The sequence below is a fragment of the Aquimarina sp. U1-2 genome (assembly GCF_017897595.1).
Taxonomy (GTDB): domain Bacteria; phylum Bacteroidota; class Bacteroidia; order Flavobacteriales; family Flavobacteriaceae; genus Aquimarina.
On record NZ_JAGKIK010000014.1, the window covers coordinates 47,907 to 64,598 of the forward strand.

11 protein-coding genes are annotated in these 16,692 nt (G+C 34.1%); 6 read left to right on the top strand and 5 right to left on the bottom strand.

Annotated features, from left to right (window positions below):
• The first annotated feature begins 69 nt into the window (after positions 1-69).
• The 4 genes from J8281_RS15605 (at position 70) to J8281_RS15620 (ending at position 6,390) form a co-directional block, all read left to right on the top strand.
• Positions 70-3,591: a nitrate reductase gene (locus J8281_RS15605; RefSeq protein ID WP_210198583.1), complete on the top strand. Its 3,522-nt coding sequence runs from the start codon at positions 70-72 to the stop codon at positions 3,589-3,591.
• 3 nt (positions 3,592-3,594) lie between these two features.
• The gene (locus J8281_RS15610; protein ID WP_210198584.1) at positions 3,595-5,037 is read left to right on the top strand and encodes a rubredoxin; all 1,443 of its coding nucleotides are present in this window, start codon (positions 3,595-3,597) and stop codon (positions 5,035-5,037) included.
• 269 nt (positions 5,038-5,306) lie between these two features.
• Entirely contained in the window at positions 5,307-5,558 is a 252-nt protein-coding gene (locus J8281_RS15615; protein ID WP_210198585.1) for a hypothetical protein, read from the top strand.
• Positions 5,559-6,201: 643 nt separating this feature from the next.
• On the top strand, positions 6,202-6,390 hold the full coding sequence (locus tag J8281_RS15620) for a hypothetical protein (protein ID WP_210198586.1): 189 nt from the start codon (positions 6,202-6,204) through the stop codon (positions 6,388-6,390).
• Positions 6,391-6,394: 4 nt separating this feature from the next.
• On the opposite strand, the gene J8281_RS15625 is transcribed toward J8281_RS15620, so the two are convergent.
• The 5 genes from J8281_RS15625 to J8281_RS15645 all read right to left on the bottom strand — a co-directional run bounded on the left by J8281_RS15625 (position 6,395) and on the right by J8281_RS15645 (position 13,039).
• Positions 6,395-7,849, bottom strand: a complete 1,455-nt coding sequence (locus J8281_RS15625; RefSeq protein WP_210198587.1) for a S41 family peptidase — start codon at positions 7,847-7,849, stop codon at positions 6,395-6,397.
• A 313-nt stretch (positions 7,850-8,162) separates the two neighbouring features.
• Positions 8,163-9,473 carry a carboxypeptidase-like regulatory domain-containing protein gene (locus J8281_RS15630; RefSeq protein WP_210198588.1) on the bottom strand — a complete coding sequence of 437 codons (1,311 nt, stop codon included), beginning with the start codon at positions 9,471-9,473 and terminating at the stop codon, positions 8,163-8,165.
• Positions 9,474-9,629: 156 nt separating this feature from the next.
• A complete protein-coding gene (locus tag J8281_RS15635; protein ID WP_210198589.1) occupies positions 9,630-11,036 on the bottom strand; it encodes an ATP-binding protein in 1,407 nt (468 codons plus the stop codon).
• 180 nt (positions 11,037-11,216) lie between these two features.
• On the bottom strand, positions 11,217-11,750 hold the full coding sequence (locus tag J8281_RS15640) for a hypothetical protein (protein WP_210198590.1): 534 nt from the start codon (positions 11,748-11,750) through the stop codon (positions 11,217-11,219).
• 638 nt (positions 11,751-12,388) lie between these two features.
• Entirely contained in the window at positions 12,389-13,039 is a 651-nt protein-coding gene (locus J8281_RS15645) for a hypothetical protein (protein WP_210198591.1), read from the bottom strand.
• A gap of 343 nt (positions 13,040-13,382) precedes the next feature.
• Here J8281_RS15645 and J8281_RS15650 point away from each other — a divergent pair, with 343 nt between their 5' ends.
• Together J8281_RS15650 and J8281_RS15655 are read left to right on the top strand one after the other, a co-directional pair.
• A complete protein-coding gene (locus J8281_RS15650) occupies positions 13,383-14,717 on the top strand; it encodes an aspartate kinase (RefSeq protein ID WP_210198592.1) in 1,335 nt (444 codons plus the stop codon).
• 376 nt (positions 14,718-15,093) lie between these two features.
• Positions 15,094-16,632, top strand: a complete 1,539-nt coding sequence (locus tag J8281_RS15655; RefSeq protein WP_210198593.1) for a YifB family Mg chelatase-like AAA ATPase — start codon at positions 15,094-15,096, stop codon at positions 16,630-16,632.
• Positions 16,633-16,692 lie beyond the last annotated feature (60 nt).

The following is a 16,692-nucleotide window of genomic DNA, read 5'->3' on the forward strand; positions in this document are numbered from 1 at the left end:
AAACTTGTGATCGATACGTAGTAATACTTAGTTTTGAAATTATAATAAGAATGTATGTAAACCACATCTATGGCTACAGTTAAATCCTATAAAACAACATGTTCTTACTGCGGTGTTGGTTGTGGAATCATCGTTAAAAAAGACCCCAAAGATGCAATTACTGTGGTAGGTGATCCCGATCACCCCGTAAATCGGGGAATGCTATGTTCAAAGGGGATGAATCTGCACCATGTGGTTGCAGATAAAAGTGATAGAATTCTTTATCCTGAAATGCGGTGGAGCAAAAATCACCCTCGCCAGCGAGTAACCTGGAATGAAGCACTAGACAAAGCAACCGCAGTTTTTAGTACTTTATTAAAAAAGTTTGGACCAGATAGTGTAGGATTTTATGTTTCTGGACAATGTCTTACCGAAGAGTATTATTTGGTTAACAAACTAGCCAAAGGATTTATAGGTACCAATAATATAGATACCAATTCAAGACTTTGTATGAGTTCTGCTGTGGTAGGTTATAAGCAAGCTTTGGGTGAAGATAGTGTGCCTATTTCGTATGATGATATCGAACTTGCTGATTGTTTTATGATTGCTGGTGCGAATCCTGCATGGTGTCATCCGATTTTGTATAAAAGAATAGAAGCCCATAAAGAAAAGAACCCTGCGACCAAAGTTATTGTGGTAGACCCAAGAAGAACACCATCTTGCGATATTGCAGATTTACATTTACAAATTCTTCCCGGTACCGATATTGTTCTTTATAATGCGATAGCCAAACGACTTATCGATAAAAAGAAGATTGATAAAAATTTTATAGCCAACCATACCGATAATTATCAAACACTAAAAAAGTCGTTACAAGCAGTTTCTTTGACCAAGGCGGCTAAAATATGTGGAGTATCCCCTGTAGCTATTAAAAAGGCTGCATCCTATATTGCAGATGCCAAAGGGTTTATCACTCTTTGGGCTATGGGACTTAATCAAAGTTCTGTAGGTGTGTATAAAAATAATGCACTGCTTAATTTATCCTTACTTACAGGGCATATTGGTAAGCCCGGGTCTGGACCTTTTTCTTTAACAGGTCAGCCAAATGCCATGGGAGGTAGAGAAGTAGGAGGAATGGCCAACCTGTTGGCAGCGCACAAAGATTTATCTAACCCAAACCACAGGCGCGAAGTTGCCAATTTCTGGGGTGGTAAAGAGATTTCAGAAAAACCAGGACTTACTGCCACAGAGATGTTTGATGCTTTGGAAACCGGAAAACTTAAAGCAGTATGGATCATTTGTACAAACCCTTTAATTAGTTTACCTAATGCGAGCAAAATTGAAAACGCACTAAAAAAAGCAAAGTTTGTTATTGTACAAGATATATCTCATAATTCTGAAACTACTGAGTATGCCGATCTGTTACTTCCTGCTGCAGGATGGATAGAGAAAGAAGGTACCATGACCAATAGCGAACGCCGTATCACATACTTGAATAAAGTCGTGGATCCTCCCGGAGAAGCACTGCCCGATGCCGAAATTTTATGGAATTTTGCAAGAAAGATGGGGTATCGAGGGTTTGATTACACTACCGTAGAAGAAGTGTATAATGAACATTGCCTGCTTACCAAAGGCACCAACATTGATGTTTCGGGATTAAATTATAATCGACTCAAAGTAGAAGGTAGTTTTCAATGGCCTGTAGCTCATGCTAATCACCAGGGTACTGCACGACTTTTTACAGATAAAAAATTCTATACCGATACACAACGTGCAAAATTTGTAGTTCCTAGATTCACGAAACCAACTTCAGAATTACTTACGCAAGATTATCCATTAATACTCACTACCGGAAGAGTTCGAGACCAGTGGCACACTAGAACGAAAACAGGAAAGGTGAAAAAATTAATGAATCATATTCCCGGCCCTTATCTGGAAATAAATCAAGTAGACGCATTTCTTAGAAAAATCAAAGAAGGGGATATCGTTATGGTGAAAAGTAAAAGAGGACAAGTTCAAGTTACAGCAAAAGTAAGTGATGCTATAAAACACGGCGTTGTTTTTTTACCAATGCATTGGGGAAAACCATTTGGTAACGATTTTGGTAGGGCTAATAATTTGACAACAAGTATCGTTGATTCCATTTCCAAAGAGCCTGATTTTAAGTTTTCTGCAGTACAGGTCGCAAAGTACATAAAACCCAAACAAAAAATTTGTATCATAGGTGCAGGTACAGCAGCATACCGTTTTATACAAACGTATCGTCAATACAATACAAATGATGAGATCGTGGTGTTCTCAAAAGAACTTCATCCTTTTTACAACAGAGTTTTATTGCCAGAATACGTGAGTGAAGAATTAAGTTGGGAACAGTTGCAAAAAATGCGGGAAGGAAGTATGAACGACCTCAATGTCGAACTTTCTATAGAAAATCCGGTTATTGAAATTCACAGAAACGAAAAGTATCTTATCGATAGTAAAGGTGAAAAGCACGACTATGATATTGTGGTATTGGCTACCGGAAGTCGACCGTTTGTTCCTAAAGAAGCACCTATTCACTTTCCCGGTAGATTTACTATTAGAGATCGAGGAGATGCTGATACACTTAAAGCATATCTGAAACAAACCGATTTGCCAGAAAACGAACAACACGTCACTATAGTAGGTGGGGGTTTGTTAGGCTTAGAACTGGCTGCTTCACTACGAAAAAGGCATGTAAAAATTACCATCATACAACGTGGTAGTCGTTTGATGGAAAGGCAACTTGATGCCGTAGCTAGTCGTTTATTAGCCGAAGATGTTCAAGAGAAAGGTATTCAAATTCACTTTGATAATGAAGTAGATACAGTTTTTAATCAGGGATCTGAAGATATTTTGATCAATCTGAAATCAGGTAAATCGTATACGTGCAACGCTATCGTATACGCTGTAGGCACGCTACCCAACATCGAACTGGCAAAACAATCGGGAATCCAATGTCGCAGAGGTATTTTAGTGAATCACTACCTGCAATCCAGTGACCCATCTATATATGCCATTGGCGAAATAGCAGAGTTTGAAGGAAATTTGTATGGGATTACTGCGGCTGCAGAACAACAAGCAGATCTAGTGGCTAGATCTTTACTAGGTGATTTTAATGCGATCTATAAGGGGTCTATATCCATGAATATTTTAAAATTCGAAGATTTAGATCTGTGTAGTTTAGGAAACATTAACGTTCCTGCAAATGATTCGATGTACGAAGAAATTATTTTTACAGATATTCGTAAGCGATCCTACAAAAAATGTATTGTAAAAAATGATAAACTGATCGGTGCCATTTTGATAGGTGATAAAAATGAATTTGCCGATTTTAGAAATCTCATAGAAAAAGAAATAGAGCTATCAGAAAAAAGAGATGAGTTACTGCGGTCTTCGTCTACAAGTGAGCCGGTTCTTGGGAAATTAATATGCTCTTGTAGTCAGGTAGGAGAAGATAATCTCAAAAAAGCTATCACTTCAGGATGTAAAGAGTTTGCAGATTTATGTTCAAAAACTGGAGCCGGATTGGGATGTGGAAGTTGCAAACCCGAAATCAAAGAAGTCTTACGTACAGTAGCACAAATAGCATAAATCATGAAAAATACAGAAACATTACACAGAATTGATATAAAAGGTGGTGTTTTATCGGTTATGCAAATGCTACGCATCATTGAATATGCAAAAGAATTGGACTTGCAAGCCTTTAATTTAGGATCTAGGCAGGATATTCTATTTTCTTCAAATGATAGCAACGGAAATAGTATTTCAAGTAAAAAAAAGTTTGAACCCTCCTTTTTTTCTTCCGACAGCTATGAAAACATTACGTGCTCTTATGTTTCAGTAGATATTTTTGACTCAACCGTATGGTTAAGAGGAACCACTTATTTGTATATTCTGGAAGATTTTCAGTATCAACCAGAATTGAAAATAAACATTGTTGATCCCAAGCAACAGATCGTTCCTCTATTTTCAGGTGATTTAAATTTTATTGCTTCACCGCATGAAGATTATTGGTATATATTTCTGCGATTACCAGGCTGGGAAGAAGCGTATTATCCCGTATTGGTATATACCTGGGATATTGCTAAGATTGCGCAAGCGATTGAAGTGAATTACAACAAAGTTGGTGATCTGGATGATCTCTTTACCTACATAAATATACACTTTGATACAAATAACAAAACCATAACAACACCTCTTCATATAGATTTTAAACCGTTTCCGTATTATGAAGGAATGAATAAAATGGAGAATAACCAATATTGGCTGGGCTTGTATTGGAGAAACAATCATTATAATCTTGATTTTCTTAAAGCTCTTTGCGAATATTGCTTGTATTATAAGATTGGTAAAATATGCCTAACGCCTTGGAAATCTATAATCATTAAAGCAATTCCCAACGAAGGGAAATTAACATTAGAAAAGCTATTGGGTCGGTTTGGTATTAATATACGACATTCAGCTTTAGAATTGAACTGGCATTTGCCGATCAAGGACCAAAAGGCATTAGAGCTTAAGAAATGTTTAGTCGTTGATTTTAATGCTAATGATATTAGTACTTATGGCCTCACTTTTGCGATTGTGTCCCTCAAAACTAAAAATAACTATTTTACCTCTATTGTGATCGAAAAAAATGAGGCCTCTGCAACTAGAAAAGAATTTATGCCAGGCGCTACATTTAATGTAGTACATGCAAAAAATTTTGACCCCAACACTCGAAATTATATCATGTATGCACAAGACGTTGATTCAAAGAACTTATCTATGCTTTTGCTAGAACTTACTAAAACGTATTTTAAAAATTTGGGTGAGCCACAAGAACAGACAATTTCGATAATTAGCACTCAAGAAGAGATTGAAGTACATGAGGTGTATCAATGTAACGATTGCTTAACTATTTATGATCCAACTGTTGGTGATGCGATTAATATGATAGTTTCAGGAACTAGTTTTAACAATTTGCCAGACACATATCGTTGTTCTCTTTGTGATTCACCAATGACTAATTTTAAAAAGACCATGATTGAAAAAATATAAAGGAGTTCAATATGATCTTTTCTTTTTTTTTGCCTTCAATTATTAATAAAACAATTAGAGCAGTCATATTTTTTAAAAACTATAATTTTTATGATAATACCCTATTTTTGATAAGGTATAATTTTAAATTTTACTATTTTTCGTCCATGATTAATTAAGAATAGGGGGGGGGTAGTTAAATAATTATTTTTTATGAATTAAGCCTTTTCTTGTTTAATTATCTCTATAACCAAAAATGGACACTTGATAAGTAATTAAATTTTATGACTATGAATTTAGAAGAAGTTATTATGGCATCGATTGCCGAATTTTTAGATGTTGAGGTACATAAAGATACAGAAACTCTAGATCTGTCCTCTAAGATTGAAATTGTAAAAAAGAGAATAATAGAAAAAATAAAGAATTCTCCTACTAGCACATTTTCAAAAACGGGTATGCTGAATTATGAATATGAAATAGACCATAACAATACGGTTGATGCTCACCGATATGATGATATGGCGATTTCATCTGATCGTTGAATTCGCTCTATGAATTTGAAATTCTCTCAACGAAGTTCTAATTTATAATCCGAATTTGGCTTTAGCATTTTGAAAAACGTGTAGGTTTTTTTGGTTTTCATAAATTCAGATAATTGTCGACTGGTTCATTTTATGAAGGATTTTCTAGTATCGTAGGTAACTTTTTTCTAGTCTGAGTGTAAAGAACTACTACAATTCGCTTGCTCTGTTTATTGACACCGCCAAGGGATAAAATAACCCCGGAGCTTGTCTCGAAATTGAAAATTCTTTTCAGCCAAAGCTTCTGGGACTTGCCCCAAAGTAGTTTACTATCTTCGAACGCTAAATTAGAGTACTGCATCATTCTATGAGATAAGAAACAACCCGTCACATTCATCTGTACATTGCCATAGTAGTGCCTGGCAATTTTCTAAACTTTTCCATTAGGGCTTGCTGGTAGCATTCCTAATTTTTTTGGGTAATTGGTATGGTTTTTCTTCAGATTTTATCCAAAAGAACACGCATAGTAAACCAATTCATTGTTAATACTAATGTTTACAAATTTTTAGACCGATATGTGGGGATGTTTTTTAAACTTTTAATTTTATGCCATGTAAAAGGTTTTCTTTTACAATTAAAAATTACACTTTTTAAAATTCGACGTATGACAGCATATGTGCTTTTAACAGAAGATCAAAATTATTTTGTAGAGTACCTTATTGGCGAACTGGTGTTGTCGAATAGTATAAGCGAGGCTATGAAATTTAATGATGAGGGAGTAGCATTGCGATTTAAGCAAATGTTGCACACTTCTTGTAAGTTAGTGACCAGTGTAAATACGTATATTGGTTAATTACTTACCCTTTAATCAATCTAAAAACATAATCGAGAAGCGGATCTTTTCCTTTAATAAGATCTTCTATGGATAATGATATATATTGATCAGGCGGTACTCCAGATCCTTTAGGTATGGTATGATCTGTAACATAGTTTTCTACTTTAACCATAGAGAGTACCATAGTGATTTTGGAGTTAGGAAGCTCGTAATATACAGGAAATTGTCCTTGAAACTGATAGTAGCCTCCCCCTGTTTCTTCACCTATTAGTATAGCTGTTTTGTCGTTCTTGGCATTTAATGCAAAGCTAGAAGCTGCAGAAAAAGTAGTACCACCGATTAAAACATACACTTTTCCTTCAAACCTATTACGCTCTGGAACCATAATGGCCTCGAGATCATCAAAAGTAAGTTTCCAACCATCGTAAACAGGATGATTTTTAAATTTATCGGTCAAAAAATCTTTTTCATTCAAAAAGGTTCTGGTTGCATATTCTTTTTCGGGTACTGTTAAAGAAATTGCATATTCACTAAGAATTTGTTTAAAGGGTTTTTCAGTAATAAAAGAATAAAGGTGTATGGCATTAGGTTTAAAACCTCCGTCGTTATTGCGTATATCGATAATGAGGTGTTTACTCTTTTTCTTTTTAATTTCTTTAAAAATTGAAATAAGAGACGATTTAAATTTTCTAACGTCTATCCCAAACGAGTTTACCACTAAAACTGCCGTTTTAATCTCATCCCTGTAATACACAAACGGTTCTTTATTGGTAATGAATTTTTTGAAAAAACCCATTTCACTTTTTTCGAGATGAAATTTTGAAAAATAGGAGTTTCTCTTTACATTTCTAAATTTGACTTTAACAAAAGATTCTGCAGCAAGAGTAATAGATTTGTCTTGTCCGCCAGGCGTGGTGTAATCAATTTTAAATTCTTTGGTACTTCCATATTCATAAGCATAAAATAATCCAAACTTTAGCTCTATATCTCTATATTTTCTAGTGAGATTATATCCATCTGTTGCAGCATACTTTTTAAGATGCTCAAGAATGTTAGCCGCATCATGAGTGTTAATGGTATTGATCTTGGAGCCAATAGGAATTCCAAAATCATCGGTATCGGTATAAAAATCTGCGTTGATTATTTTAAGAATTAAAGGGAAGTAGTATTGTTCTGTCTTTATTGTGTTTGGAGCGAATAAAAGAAGATGGCCGTCCTTAATTTTATCGGTGATGGTTACCATGCTTTTATACAGATCGATATCTGAAGTGTGGTTTCCTATGGATTCTTTGGTGTCTCGAAAAAGATAGTCTAAAGAATCCTGACGTATATATTCATAAAGAGAAGGGTGCCCTTTTTTTAAAATGTTTTCAAAGATTTGAAAATCAGTCATTGCAGCCAATGAATCCATCTTTTTTTGAGCATTAAGTATATTCGCAATTGATAGAAGGCTTAGAAGGAATAGATTTTTTTTCAATATTGAATTTTTGTAAAAGTAATTATTGATTGTCCGTTATTATACCTAAAATTTAACAGAGAAGTCATCCTGAATTCATTTCAGGATCTCATTAAGTTTATTTTCAATACATTAAGATGAGAAGCTGAAACAAGCTTGTGCTGAACTTGTTTCAGTATTCAGCTTGACACATACCGTCTAGGTAAAATTACGAATATTTATAAAGTAATTTAAGTAAATGACAGCTTTTACATAGAAATGTTACAATTTTTTTCTTTCAGATTATAAAGTTTAAACCAGTTCGATAAGAACTTTACAAAGTACTCAAGTTGTATCAATTCAATTTTCTAAGTTGCTTCTGAATTTTTTTTATAGCAGACTCAATAGACTTTTCAGGCTCAATAACATTATATTCTCCCCAAAATTTTGGATCAGAGAAACCTGAAGCTTCATCTGCAATAACAACAGAAGTTTTAAGTCGATCTTTTGGTTTCAGGTTTTCGTTTTCCGAATTCTTCTTCCAATCGGTGACAGCCATTTCGACGTTAAGTTTATATACCGAGTTGAACAATTTTCTTTTCCAATTAATTTTTATAGTAAGATCTATTCTTCCGTAGCCATAATACCATTTACCATCCTTTTCGCGATAATCAATATTGTAACTAGCCTCGGTAGGATATACTTTGGCATTTCTTGGTTTTCTTCGTACGAACATTTTACTAACTTCTTCTCTATTTTCAGTATTAAGGCTGAAAATAGCTTTGGTCATGGCCAGGGTTTCGGCATCGATATAGAGCTTTCCATAATACATAGGTTCTACAATATTGGGGCGTTGTTCAAAATTGAGAACGTAAATATGTCGATCACTTATTTTGGTAGATTTATCAAAGCTGAATTGGTAGGTTTTTACCCAATCATCGGTAAATAGAATTTCAGGATTTTTCATCACATCGATATACAAAGTACTTGTGGGTCCACCTTGAAGCTTTACAGTTAAGGTATCTAATTTTTTGTAATCAGCACTTTTCCTCGCTTTAAATAGTCTAATAACATCGGTCTTGTTTGAGAAATAAGGGTTTTTATAAACATCTACGACGGCTTCTGAAAGTGAAACATAACTTCTACGTTTTTTTATCGTTTCTCTGTAAAAAGCTGTCATGATCGTATTATCATTCAAATAATTGGTTCCCTTTTTTTTCATTACCGCTCTTATCAAAGCTTCGGGATCTCTAGGGTCGATACTCACCTCTGATAGTTCTGTTATGGATAAATCAAGTGTTATTTTTAAGGGTTCGTTTGTAAATGCCGATAAGGCAACAACCCTATCTTGATATCCTAGGTGTGAAATAGTAATGTCTGTATTGGTTAAGTTTTTAGGGACTTTTAGTAAAAACTCACCTTCATTATTGGTTACTGTTGAAATATTTGTGGTATTCACTGCAATAGTTGCAGCTACGATTGGAGTATTTGTTTCGTTATCATAAACGGCTCCTTTATACTCGTTATAATCTATAGTCTGACCTTTAAAGTTCGTATCCTGAATTAAGGTAACAGCATACGTAGAGGATGGATATTTTAATTCTAACAGGAGTATAAGTAGGAAGATTACATACTTTTTATAGCGTAATAACATGTGTAGAGGCATAACTTTTGGTATTTAGTTTAAACGTATGATCAGTGTATACAAGATACTAAAATTAATAGAAGTATTTTGTTAAAACCCTTAAATCAATAGGTTTATCCCGATTTATGCAATAGTCGTATGATTTAGCCATAATTTACAAAAGAGGTTGTTGTAAATTTAATGGTAATCATAATGTTCACCAAACCAGTTTTTCAATTTTATGTTTAGCGTCTCGGTTGTAAAGGGTTTTGTAATGTAATCGTCAAGCCCCTTAGTTATAAATCGGTCGGCGTCCCCTGGTAGAGCGTGAGAAGTAAGCGCGAAAATAGGAGGTACTTTTGCATGCTGTTTTCTAATCAGCTTACTCGTTTGCACACCATCAAGATCTGGTAAATTAATGTCCATCAAAATGAAGTCATATGTATCTTCTTTGAAAAGCGCTATGGCTTCTTTTCCATTTTTTGCGATATCTACGGTACAACCTAAATATTTTAAAATTTGTTGAGAAACCAGTATACTCGTATCAGAATCTTCTACTAATAAAGCATGCAAATTATAAGTATGTTGATTACTACCAATACTAGTTTTACTTTCTGAAACAACAGGGGTGGTGCTAGATACTTTTGTTGTAAAGGTAAACCAGAAATTACTTCCACTTCCCAATTCACTGTGAACTCCAAGTTCCCCATGCATTAACGGAACTAATTTGTTGCAAATGGCAAGACCTAAACCACTACCGATACCTAAATTCATCGAGGCTTCATGAAACTGGCTGTAGCGATTAAAGATTTGTTCCTGATCTTTTTTACTTATTCCTATTCCAGAATCTATAACCTCTACCTTAATGGTTAATTTTTGATCCTTTCTCTTCATGACTGAAGTATTGATTTGGATAGAACCTTTATCGGTAAATTTAATAGCATTACCAATGAGATTAGAAATTACTTGTGATAACCTGTGCCCATCTGCTATAATGTATTTGGGAATTTCGTTAGAATGGTTGAGCATCAAATTAACATCTTTAGCTTTTGCGGTAGCAAGAAAAAGATCAACACATTGTTGCAGAATATCTTCAAAATTTATAGTCGTAGTATTGAGTTTAAGTTTTCCAGACTCCATTTTAGAAAGGTCTAGAATCTGATTAAGGATTTCTAGTAAGTTATACGAAGATTTTTGTATGGTATGTACATATTCTTGCTGAATGGTATCTAATGTAGTGTTTCGGCTTAGTAAGTCTATCATGCCAATAACCCCTACCATGGGAGTTCTGATTTCATGACTCATATTGGCAAGAAAATCTTGTTTGTATTGATACGCCTTTAATATTTCTTGATTTTTTTCTTTAAGCCTGTCCAGATTACGACCACCAAACATGGCAAACAACCCGAGAAATATGGGAGCTGTATCAATAATGTAATGCATCGGATCGTTATTTTGAACAAATTTGACAGATTCCCAAGAAAACTCAAGGCCTAATTTGTTAATATCGATACAAGTTGCAAGAATTGGAAACAATAGACCAAATATTATTCCGCACAATGTATATTTGATAGTCTCAGACATAAACCAAGAATCTTGCTTCATATAGGGTTGACTTTAACCGAGTTAGTAATTTTTAAATTAATTTGGAGGTTTGCGAATGGGGCTAGGGGTTTTGAAATTTAAATATAAGCTATTTTACAAATATTCATCTTTAAAGAAATGCAAAAAAATCCACGACAATTATATGTCATGGATTCTAAACCTTACTTTAAAGATAATAAATTACCCTTTGAAAATATATTTTTTAAGTTTGTATCCTTCAATTTTAATAAAGTATGTTTTTGGATCTCTAAGATAATGCAAATAGTCATCTATTTCACCTTTGTCAAGCAGTCTGCCGTCTAACGAGTATAGACTATATTTGAGCCCTTGAGGAACTTCAATAATATGTCTAAATGTTTTTTGAGCCGTACTTTGTTGACAAGTATCATCTGCGAGAAAACGGTTTATAAAAGTTACTCTACCTTGTTTTTCTCCTTCTAGAGTAATTGTAGCACTAGAATCAACGTCGATAATGCCTGAGCCAGATAAATCCCCGAGAATAATGAGGCATGCATTTCTGACTTTAATACGAGCTCCTGCTTCTAAATGAAGACTTTCGGTAATAAAAATAACACCTTCTTCAGTATTTTCGTCTAAACCGTCAATTACGGTATTTTCTGTAACGTACATCAATTTGTACGAAATGTCAATTTTTGTGTTTGCATAAGTAACACTTGTTATTAGCAAAACTATTAAGGGTAAAAATGTTTTCATAAAGTTTGGTTTTTGAAGTTTCAACTATGCTTAAAAAGTAAGTTTATACTTACTTTATTTGTAAATTTTTCGCTGTATAGCATTAAATATACGACAATATACAATTTTTTATCATAAAAATAGAGTTTTAGTAGTGCTAATATTGATTTTTTAGTAATCAAAATGATTTAAAACTCTTCTAGCCCTTACTATACTTACAATGGTGTAAATGTTAAATTTTTAGATTTATTTAACAATTGTATAGGTATTTCCGTAATACTATGTTATATAGTATATAGATTTGTATGCGTTTAGTATTGCACAAATTACTAGGAAACATGATTAAAAACCCTACTATTCATTTATTTTAAAACATTTGCTAAGGTTGTTTGTTGTAATTAATTGATTATAAAGACAAAACGAATAGTAATAGAATTTTAACATGAGCGCATAGCGGTTACATACGTTCATAATTTTTTAATTATTTCGTTTTCAAACAATAAAAAATAGGTAAACATATGGAACACTAGTGATACTAGTGACACTTTTAATATTTTTTGGTAAAAAACTTCGGTTTATATGCTAAATCATAGATCAATATGTGTTTGTAAGTATATCACAAACAGTTGAGCTTGTATATCACTTTATATCTGATAACTCTACATAGTGTTCTCTTTGATTTCGTTTAAAAGCAAAAAGGCTTTATTCACATGCTCTTTTTCTAAGAATAACGTAAAATAATTTGAGGTGGATATCACTTCGAATACCGGGATTCCCTCATAAGCGAGTAGCCTAAAAATATAGAAATAAAGTCCGATTACTTTAGAGTTATCTTCAGGAAGTGCAATAGACATAGAAGATAAATTATCTGCGACCGAAATACAGGTTTCATTTTCGAAATAATGCGCTACTATTTCTTTTAAAGATGACGTTACTAGAATGTTGCTTTCTTGGAAGTTGCTAGAATAGGTGAAATAAGTTTTCGTCTCATTTTTAACCCTGTTCAAAAAATTGGATTGACAAGTCAGTATAGTATTAGAATTTAGATAAGTATATTCTGTAATACCTGATCTTACCACGATATCCCCTAAACTTCGCAGTGAATTGAGATGTTTGATTCTTCTGGGATGATAACGACGCAACGCCATTACTATAGAACCTGGTTTTACAGGCTTGCGCATTATTTTCTCTACTTGTGGCTTTAGGTCTAAAGCTAAAGAACTGAAATTTATAATATCCCGGGACAACGCATCTTCCAGAAAAGGTTGGTGTCTTAATATTTGATGCACGCAATCTGTTATCGTTTTCATTGTTATATATTTAACATGATGTACAAATTTATATAATTTTTATAGAAATATTTATTTTAGGTTTAATATTAACTAATTATGCCTCTTCAATAGTACGTTGGACATTGAATTTCTTTCAATATGCACCACAGATACATAACTATTTAGTTACGTTCTAAGTCTTGTAATTGATTCAATGTTAAAGAATAACAAAAATATAACCATATGAAACGAACATTAAAATTTTAAACATTCCTTTTTGTGAAGTAATTTTTAAAATTTTTAATGTGAGAGCGTAGCGGTTACATACATTCTCAATTTTATAATTATTTTATTTACAATAAATTTAAAAACATTTAAACGTATGAAAGTACTCAAGTTTGGTGGTACCTCTGTTGGATCAGTAGAAAATTTAAAAAAGGTTAAAGAAATTCTGATCTCAGATCATGAAGATAAAATAGTGGTTTGTTCTGCTATGGCTGGGGTGACTGATACATTGGTTCGCTTAGTCGAAAACATCAAGTTTAACGATACTGATGCTATAACCAGAAATTTACACAAACTAGAGCAAAAACATTTTGATGTGATTGATGCTTTAATTGATGATGAAGAGCTACAAAATGTTTTAAAAAGGGGAATAACAGCTACTATTACTGAAATGTTTGAAGTGTCTAGTCAGCCTTACTCTAAAAGTGTGAACTCCAAAATCATTACATACGGCGAAACGCTTCTTACTTTTATTTTCTCTGGTTATCTTAATATCATCGGGGTTGCTAATGTACTACTAGACGCCAAAGAGTTTATGTATGTCGATTCGGTAGAAAACCCAAATATAGAAAGGGTTAAGCACCGATTAGAGCAAGTATTAAGTACTCGCCCAAAATCTTCTATCTATATCACTCAAGGTTTTGTATGTAAAGATAGCGAAGGACAAATAAGTCACCTTAACCGAGGTGGGAGTGATTATACGGCTACCATTATCGGTTCGGCATTACAGGTTTCTGAAGTTCAAATCTGGACAGATATTGATGGATTACATAATAATGATCCCAGGTATGTTGACGAAACACGCCCGATAGCTCGCTTAACCTATGATGAAGCTGCCGAGCTTGCCTATTTCGGGGCTAAAATTCTTCACCCTCAAACTGTATCGCCGGTAGTTACTAAAAATATTCCTGTATTGCTAAAAAATACTTTTGATCCTGAAGCCTTAGGTACGACTATATCGAATGCATATCATACGAAAGGATTAAAAGCCATTTCAGCAAAAGACGGAATTACAGCTATCAAAATTAAATCTAACCGAATGCTAATGGCCCACGGGTACTTAAGAAGAATATTTGAGGTTTTCGATCATTATCAAACCTCAATTGATATGATTACTACTTCAGAAATAGCGATCTCATTAACTATTGATAATACGTCAAACTTAGATAAAATAGTAAAAGAAATAGAAGCCTATGCCGAGATTACCGTTGAGCAAGATCACAGTATTATTTGTATAGTTGGTGAGGCAGTTATCAATGATAAAAATTCGTATAAACTATTTGAAATACTTAATTACATCCCTGTACGAATGGTTTCTTATGGAGGTAGTAATAATAATATTTCTATCTTGGTGGATACAAAAGATAAAATCCCATCATTACGTTTTTTGAATGAAAAATTATTTCAGACCAACAATGAAATGGCTTTGTAGTCGATTAGTTAGTGCATTCATTTTATGATGAAAAAAATAGATGTTTAGAAAGCTTAGCTAATTCTTAAACTAAATTGTATGAATATCCGTATTTAACCTAAACGGTTTGCGTCAAGCTGAATACTGAAACGAGTTCAGCACAGGCTTGTTTCAGCTTCTCATCTCAATGTGCTGAAAATAAATGTAATGAGATCTTGACATGAATTGAGAATGACTTCTCAGTTAAATTTTAGGTATAATAACGGACAGTCAAAACCAAATTTTCACGATTGCGTGATCTAATATTTTTTATTGCACTTCAATCAAAATTGCACAACAGAGTTTCAAAAAATGAAACTGACAATCTTTATTTTCGCTTCCAAACTATAAAAATAAGATGCTAATTAAAGTTTTTGGAAGTGCCGTTTTTGGTGTAGAGGCGACAACGATAACGGTCGAAGTAAATATTGATAAGGGAATTGGATATCATCTCGTAGGATTGCCAGATAATGCCATAAAAGAAAGTAGTTATAGAATAGCGGCTGCTTTGCAAAACAATGGGTATAAACTGCCAGGCAAGAAAATAACGATCAACATGGCACCGGCAGATTTACGTAAAGAAGGCTCTGCATATGATCTTACTTTGGCATTGGGAATTCTAGCGGCAAGTTCTCAAATCAAAGCTGATGAGATTTCAACATATCTGATCATGGGAGAATTATCATTAGATGGTAGCTTACAGCCTATCAAAGGAGCGCTGCCAATAGCTATCAAAGCACGTGAAGAAGGTTTTAAAGGGTTTATTCTTCCCAAACAAAATGCAAAAGAAGCCGCTATCGTTGATCATCTCGATGTTTTTGGAGTCGATAATATTAAAGAAGTAATAGATCATTTTGATGGTAAAAAGGCTTTAGAAAAAACAGTAGTCAATACCAGAGACGAATTTTATGCAGCTCTCGATAATCCAGAATTTGATTTTGCAGACGTAAAGGGGCAAGAAAGCATCAAACGTTGCATGGAAATAGCTGCCGCAGGTGGGCACAATATTATTTTGGTAGGTCCTCCCGGAAGCGGAAAAACCATGTTGAGCAAGAGATTATCCAGTATTTTACCACCTATGTCACTGCAAGAGGCATTAGAAACCACCAAAATTCATAGTGTAGTAGGGCGTATAAAGGATAATGTAGGATTAATGGCACAACGACCTTTTAGAAGTCCGCACCATACCATATCTAACGTGGCTTTGGTTGGCGGTGGAAGTTATCCCCAACCGGGAGAAATTTCATTATCGCATAATGGTGTGTTGTTTTTAGACGAGCTGCCTGAATTTAAAAGAGAAGTGTTAGAAGTCATGCGACAACCTCTTGAAGATAGAGAAGTTACTATTTCAAGAGCCAAGTTTACGGTTACATACCCATCAAGTTTTATGCTGGTTGCTAGCATGAACCCGAGTCCGGGAGGCTATTTTAATGATCCTGATGCTCCGGTCACTTCATCTCCGGCAGAAATGCAACGGTACTTAAGCAAAATTTCTGGACCACTACTCGATAGGATAGATATTCATGTCGAGGTCACGCCGGTTCCTTTTGATAAATTAAGTGAAGAAAGAAAGGGAGAATCTAGTATCGAAATCAGAAAACGAGTGATCGCTGCCAGGGATATCCAGACAAAAAGATTTTCTGAAATGCCAAACTTACATTACAACGCTCAGATGGGGGTAAAACAGCTTAAAGATTTTTGTAAACTAGATGCAGACTCGAAAGATTTATTAAAAACCGCTATGGAACGGTTACATCTTTCTGCCAGAGCCTACGATCGTATCTTGAAAGTGTCGAGAACTATAGCAGACCTTGCGAATTCAAAAAACATACAAGGAGATCATATTTCAGAAGCTATACAATATAGAAGCCTGGATCGAGATGGTTGGCTGGGATAAAGATTTATAAACTATTTTTGGTTATTATCAACAATAGTGCTGTTATCCCTCAAGAAATCA